The organism is Sinomicrobium soli (assembly GCF_003285545.1).
Classification (GTDB): domain Bacteria; phylum Bacteroidota; class Bacteroidia; order Flavobacteriales; family Flavobacteriaceae; genus Sinomicrobium.
Genome location: NZ_QLNV01000022.1, coordinates 62,332 through 68,442, shown reverse-complemented (window position 1 = coordinate 68,442; position 6,111 = coordinate 62,332). Strand labels below are relative to the sequence as shown.

The window sequence follows — 6,111 nt, the reverse complement described above, 5'->3', positions numbered from 1 at the left end:
TTAGTCTCCCCCCAGACCCCCCCTCTTTCAACATCATCATTATAGATTTTATTTATATTTACAAATCTAAAGGCCGGACAGGCTGGGAGGGGTGGGCAGCTCCGCTGGCCGGGGAGTTTTGACCGGCCCGAACTTTAGCGTATATCCCCAAACGTTTGGGATTATCCTTATGATCCGGGCTTTCAAAACCCTCCGTCTCATCGAAGATGAACCACCTCCCTTCGTCTGAAGGGAGGAGTTATGTGTAGGTTTATCACATTTGATCTATGAAAACAAAAACGTCATCTCCATTGATGCGGTTGCCCAAACGTTAGGTTTCGGGATGAACTCCAGGCTCCGGACTTCAAGCATCAAACCTCCATCTTCAAACTCTCCTGAAAAACAGTTTGTATTTATTCTAAATAATGATTACTTTCGTCCCCGAAATGGAAGAGATCGTATTCAAATCAAAACATTACACCGCCTACCAGTCGGACAGGGCGCGTTGTTTTACCGTGGAGATCCAGGATCGCAGGATTGCCTTGTCTTTCTGCCAGCTGCTGGCTTTTCGCCAGAAAGTAATGACCATAGACATCGATGCCCATTTCGACCCCGAACGAAATCCCCACGGTTTTGAGATCCTGACACTCTGCAACAGGGAGCACCTCTTTATACTCGACACCCTCGAAATCGTGGATCTAAAGATCTTTGTCGAGGGCATATTTGCCCTCTCGGGAGCCGGAAATGCCGTTCCGGTCTGAACACATATATCCCACGTCATCCACCCCTTAAAAATATATCCCCTGGTCCGGACCACCGGGAAAATGAAACCGGAAAGCGCAAAATGACACCTCCTGCCGGCAACCATCTGTTTTTTCCGCATTTTTTCCACAAAAACACCGAAGGGATACCGGCATAATAAAAAAATTTATACTTTTAACACAATCATCTAACCTGAAATTATTTTCAATCATGAGTGAAGAACATAAAGAAGAAGACAAAGACTTTACAGAGAAGGCCAAAGATACCGCAAACGAAATAGGTTCCGAAGCCAAGGAAACCGCAAAAGAGTTTGGTGATGCCGTAAAACAGACCGTAAACAGTCAGGACAACAAGAAGATACTGGCAGGCGTACTGGGCATTATTTTCGGCGGATTGGGAGTACATAAATTCATACTCGGGTATAACAAGGAAGGAATCATCCTGCTGGTATTAAGCCTTCTGGGAATAGTGACTTGTGGTATCACTTCCGGACTGGCCTGGATAGTAGGACTTATCGAAGGGATTATCTACCTGACCAAATCCGATGAAGAGTTTTACAATACCTACCAGGCAGGCAAGAAACCGTGGTTCTAAAAAACATGTGGTTTCTTCCTTAGGTTAAGGAGAATTTTAACGGGCAGTATCGTTAAACAGCATAGAAAGACCGTCTGAAGATCACCATCACGACGGTCTTTTACTATATGGTATCTCCCGTCGGCTTCAGTATCTTTGTTCAACACCGAACACCATCCATATGTTAGAAGTAAAAGGCATTTCTTTTGGTTTTTCCCGGCATCCCGTACTCCGCGGAATCAGTTTTTCCCTGGCCGGAGGGCAGATCCTCTCCGTTATCGGCGAGAGCGGTTCGGGCAAGAGCACCCTGCTGAAGGCCCTGTACGGGCTTTACGATCTCGACGGAGGTACGATACGGTGGAAAGAGAAAAAAATACTCGGCCCTGCATACAACCTGGTCCCCGGAGAACCCTACATCAAGTACCTGGCACAGGATTTTGACCTGATGCCCTATATTTCGGTCCGCGAAAACATCGGGAAGCATCTCTCCAATTTTTATCCCGGGGAAAAAGCCCGGAGAATCTCGGAATTACTCGATATTGTAGAACTTTCGGAACATGCCGGAAAAAAGCCCGGCGAGCTCAGCGGCGGCCAGCAACAGCGGGTTGCCCTGGCCAGGGCAATGGCCCAGGAGCCCGAATTACTGTTGCTGGACGAACCGTTCAGCCATATCGACAGTTTTCGTACCAGCGCCCTCCGGAGAAATCTTTTTTCCTTTATCAGAAAAAAGGGGATCACCTGCATTATCGCATCGCACGACAGCGTAGATGCCCTGTCTTTTGCCGATAAGACGCTGGTCATGAAAAACGGGGAAATTATCAGGGAAGATTCCCCGCAAAAGATATATTCCGACCCCGACAGCTACTACACCGCCTCCCTGTTTGGCGAGGTCAATGAAATTCCGGTATCACAGATATTCCCCGAACTGGGCACCGAAAAAAACATCTTTATCTACGCACACGAATTACATCCCGATGAAGCTTCCCCCCTGAAAATAAGGGTCAAGGCGTCGTATTTCGAGGGGAGCCATTACCTTATCCGTGGACTGCATCAGGGCAAAACACTCTTTTTCAGCAATCCGAACTCCATTCCGGCCGAGCGTATCATCGCGGTCAGGCCCGATATCCGCATCGTTAAAGAAAGATTAAATACCAAAAACGGAATATAGACAGTTTCTTATATTTGTGGCATAGTGATACCGCGTTCCCGGTATTAAACATCAACTATGAAAAAAATACTGTCTTATCCCATATCTGCCCTTTATTACCTTTGTTTCGGGCTTTCCCTGGTGGTCTTCCACCCCATTCAGTGGATATGCCTCAGGTTTGGCTACGAGGCACACAAGCGGAGTGTTTCGGTACTCAACCTGTTTCTGGTACGCTGTACCAATATACTCGGTACCACCTACCGTTTCGAAAACATCGCCCTGGTCCCGGAAGGGGTACCGCTGATCATCGTTTCCAACCACCAGAGCATGTACGACATTCCGGCCATTATATGGTATATGCGAAAGTTTCATCCCAAGTTTATCAGTAAAAAGGAGCTGGGCCACGGAATTCCGAGTGTCTCCTTTAACCTGCGCCACGGGGGGTCCGTACTGATAGACCGGAAAGATCCCAAACAGGCGCTTCCCGCCATCAAGGCCATGGCCGGATACATAGAAAGATACAAGCGGTCGGCCGTTATTTTCCCCGAAGGCACCCGCAGTAAAAACGGGGCCCCGAAACGTTTTTCGGAAAACGGGCTGAAGATACTGTGCAAATATGCGCCTTCGGCCTATATCGTCCCCCTGAGCATAAACAACTCCTGGAAACTTGTAAGAAACGGTAATTTTCCCTTAACTTTGTGTAACCATCTGACCTTTACCGTACACCAGCCTTTTGCTATAAAGGATGTTCCTTTTAAAGAGATCTTTGAACGAACTGAAAACGCTGTCAAACAAGGAATAATCAAATAGTTATGTCTGTTAAAAACGTTAGACTGGAAGTGATGAACCTTCTGGAAAAAGATATCGACTCCTTTGTCGAAAGATACCTGATCCCGGTGGATACCATCTGGCAACCCAGTGATTTCCTTCCGGATTCGGAAAGCGAGCAGTTTATGGAGGAAGTAAAAGAGCTCCGGGAACTGGCCAAGGAAATGCCCTATGATTTCTGGGTGGTGCTGGTAGGCGATACCATCACCGAAGAAGCCCTGCCTACCTACGAATCCTGGCTGATGGATGTAGAAGGCATAGACCAGGTAGCCAATAACGGATGGTCGAAATGGGTAAGGCACTGGACCGGGGAGGAAAACCGCCACGGGGATGTGCTCAACAAATACCTCTATCTCTCCGGAAGGGTAAACATGAAAGAGATCGAGCGCACCACGCACCATCTTATCAACGACGGTTTTGACATCGGTACCGACACCGATCCTTACAAGAACTTCGTATACACCAGTTTTCAGGAACTGGCTACCTATGTATCCCATAACCGGGTGGCCAAACTGGCCAAAAAATTCAGTAATCACAGGCTGGCCAAAATGTGCCGTATCATCTCGGGAGACGAAATGCGCCACCACCAGGCCTACAGTGAGTTTGTAAAACGGATCTTTGAAGTAGACCCCAGTGAGATGATGCTTGCTTTCCAGTACATGATGAAGCAGAAAATAACCATGCCCGCACATTTCCTCAGGGAATCCGGACAAAAGCTGGGAGCCGCCTGGGAACATTTTTCCGATTCGGCGCAGCGCATCGGGGTATATACGGCGCTGGACTACGTAGATATTATCCAGAACCTGTTGGGCAAATGGCAGGTAGACAAGATCTCCGGACTTACGGATGAAGCTGAAAAAGCCAGGGACTACCTGATGAAGCTCCCCGAAAGAATGCGCAGGGTTTCGGAACGTATCAAGGTCCCTGACGAATCGCATATATTCAAATGGGTACAGCCCGCCCTGGCCCGGTAAAAATATTTTATGACAGACTCTCCCCTGATCACAGCGACCACGGCTTTTGTGAAAGAACAGCTCCGGAATGCCGAAGGAGGCCACGACTGGTTTCATATAGAGAGGGTATATCACAATGCCATGCGTATTGCCTCCGGTGAAAAAGCCGATATGACCGTCGTACAGCTGGGGGCCCTTCTTCACGATATCGCAGACAGCAAATTTCACGGAGGTGATGAAACCATAGGCCCGGACATCGCCCGGCAGTTCCTGGAAAGCCGGAATGTGGAAAAAGCCGTCACCAACCATGTGATAAACATTATCAGGCATATTTCATTTAAAAACAGCTTCGGAACACAGAAGTTCCGTTCTGCAGAACTCGATATCGTACAGGATGCAGACCGCCTCGATGCCATCGGGGCCATCGGAATTGCCCGTGCCTTTAATTACGGGGGCTTTAAAAACCGGGAGCTTTACAACCCGGAAATCCCTCCTGTCGAGCATGTTTCCGGCAAAACCTATAAAAACAATACTGCGCCTACCATTAATCATTTTTACGAAAAACTGCTACGGCTCAAAGAGAACATGAACACCGGAACGGGAAGAAAAATGGCAGAGGAAAGGCACCGTTTTATGGAAGGTTTTCTCAGGCAGTTTTACGCCGAATGGAAAGGGGAATGCTGATCTAAGGGACTAAAACAGTTTCAGCTGCCCGTCCTTATAGCTCTCGTGCAAGGTCGTGTTCAGGTGAGGATATGAAGTACCGGCAAAGTACTTTTTTCTGGCGATACGTACCATGCTGCCGATCTGGGCGGCAATTTTTCCTTCACCTACCATCCGGGTACCGTAACGGCTGTCATTGAGACTTCCTCCGTGACACTCCGCGATCTGGTGCAGCACACGATCGGCCCGGTCCGGCAGGGCCTTCCTGATCCAGTCTGAAAACAGTTCGCCTATGGCCCCGTTAAGCCTTACTACGGTATGCCCTATGGAAACCGCCCCGTGAGCTGCCGCCGCCTTTGCCAGGGGCAGTATCTCATGACTGTTTATGGAAGGGATGACCGGGGCGATCATGACGTTTACCGGGATATTGCGTTCCGACAACTGCTTTACCGTGTCCAGCCGTTTCCTGATGGTAGCCGTCCGCGGTTCGAGTATCCTTCGCGTCTCTTCCGAAAGCGAGGTGATCGATATACTCACCGCAACCAGTCCGTCTGCCGCCAGTGCTTCCAGGAGATCCAGGTCGCGGGTCACCAGCGCATTTTTTGTGATGATCCCCACCGGGTGGCGGTAACGGAGAAACACTTCCAGGCATTTCCGGGTAATCCCGAATTTCTTTTCCGCCGGCTGGTAGCAGTCGGTGTTGCCCGACATTACGATCGTATGGGCCTTCCAGCTCTTTTTCCTGAGTTTCTCTTCGAGGAGCTGCGGTGCGTTTTCCTTGACCAGTATGCGCCTTTCAAAATCAAGACCTGCACTATACCCCCAGTATTCATGGCTGTTCCTGGCATAACAGTAAATACATCCGTGCTCACATCCCTGGTACATGTTCATGGAATAACCCATCCCCACATCAGTGCTTTCCACCTTGTTCACAATCGTTTTGGGAAAGACCTTTATAAAGCGCGTCTTATCGCTCTCCGCCTCTTCCCCTTCCTTCCGGCAATATTCCAGAAAATCATCACGCAGCTCATGAGACATCTCGAGAAACCTGTTCCTCACATTGCCCTGGGCACCTCTTCCCTTGATATACACCTCCTTTTCCATAGCATAAATTTAAACCAAACTATTTACATATGGTAGTTTATGTTTAAAGGGATTTTTGTTGCAGCTTGGGGCCAAATGTCATTCAGAGCGCAGGGAACCCGC

The 6,111-nt window shown here is 48.7% G+C and carries 7 protein-coding genes; 6 read left to right on the top strand and 1 reads right to left on the bottom strand.

Going from position 1 to position 6,111, the window contains the following annotated elements:
- Positions 1-404 precede the first annotated feature (404 nt).
- From DN748_RS18100 to DN748_RS18070, 6 genes are all read left to right on the top strand, one after another.
- The gene (locus DN748_RS18100; protein WP_236636918.1) at positions 405-740 is read left to right on the top strand and encodes a hypothetical protein; all 336 of its coding nucleotides are present in this window, start codon (positions 405-407) and stop codon (positions 738-740) included.
- Positions 741-951: 211 nt separating this feature from the next.
- Positions 952-1,335 carry a TM2 domain-containing protein gene (locus tag DN748_RS18090; protein WP_112373245.1) on the top strand — a complete coding sequence of 128 codons (384 nt, stop codon included), beginning with the start codon at positions 952-954 and terminating at the stop codon, positions 1,333-1,335.
- A 160-nt stretch (positions 1,336-1,495) separates the two neighbouring features.
- Positions 1,496-2,482: an ABC transporter ATP-binding protein gene (locus tag DN748_RS18085; protein WP_112373244.1), complete on the top strand. Its 987-nt coding sequence runs from the start codon at positions 1,496-1,498 to the stop codon at positions 2,480-2,482.
- 57 nt (positions 2,483-2,539) lie between these two features.
- On the top strand, positions 2,540-3,271 hold the full coding sequence (locus DN748_RS18080) for a lysophospholipid acyltransferase family protein (RefSeq protein WP_112373243.1): 732 nt from the start codon (positions 2,540-2,542) through the stop codon (positions 3,269-3,271).
- 2 nt (positions 3,272-3,273) lie between these two features.
- On the top strand, positions 3,274-4,263 hold the full coding sequence (locus DN748_RS18075; RefSeq protein WP_112373242.1) for an acyl-ACP desaturase: 990 nt from the start codon (positions 3,274-3,276) through the stop codon (positions 4,261-4,263).
- 9 nt (positions 4,264-4,272) lie between these two features.
- Positions 4,273-4,926 carry an HD domain-containing protein gene (locus DN748_RS18070; RefSeq protein WP_112373241.1) on the top strand — a complete coding sequence of 218 codons (654 nt, stop codon included), beginning with the start codon at positions 4,273-4,275 and terminating at the stop codon, positions 4,924-4,926.
- Positions 4,927-4,935: 9 nt separating this feature from the next.
- On the opposite strand, the gene DN748_RS18065 is transcribed toward DN748_RS18070, so the two are convergent.
- Positions 4,936-6,009, bottom strand: coding sequence for a PA0069 family radical SAM protein (locus tag DN748_RS18065; RefSeq protein WP_112373240.1), 1,074 nt, complete (start codon positions 6,007-6,009; stop codon positions 4,936-4,938).
- Between the last annotated feature and the right edge of the window lie 102 nt (positions 6,010-6,111).

Bases quoted from the DNA above. Each gene is read 5' to 3' on its own strand.
- DN748_RS18100 (WP_236636918.1), top strand. From the start codon at position 405: ATGATTACTTTCGTCCCCGAAATGGAAGAGATCGTATTCAAATCAAAA.
- DN748_RS18090 (WP_112373245.1), top strand. From the start codon at position 952: ATGAGTGAAGAACATAAAGAAGAAGACAAAGACTTTACAGAGAAGGCC.
- DN748_RS18085 (WP_112373244.1), top strand. From the start codon at position 1,496: ATGTTAGAAGTAAAAGGCATTTCTTTTGGTTTTTCCCGGCATCCCGTA.
- DN748_RS18080 (WP_112373243.1), top strand. From the start codon at position 2,540: ATGAAAAAAATACTGTCTTATCCCATATCTGCCCTTTATTACCTTTGT.
- DN748_RS18075 (WP_112373242.1), top strand. From the start codon at position 3,274: ATGTCTGTTAAAAACGTTAGACTGGAAGTGATGAACCTTCTGGAAAAA.
- DN748_RS18070 (WP_112373241.1), top strand. From the start codon at position 4,273: ATGACAGACTCTCCCCTGATCACAGCGACCACGGCTTTTGTGAAAGAA.
- DN748_RS18065 (WP_112373240.1), bottom strand. From the start codon at position 6,009: ATGGAAAAGGAGGTGTATATCAAGGGAAGAGGTGCCCAGGGCAATGTG.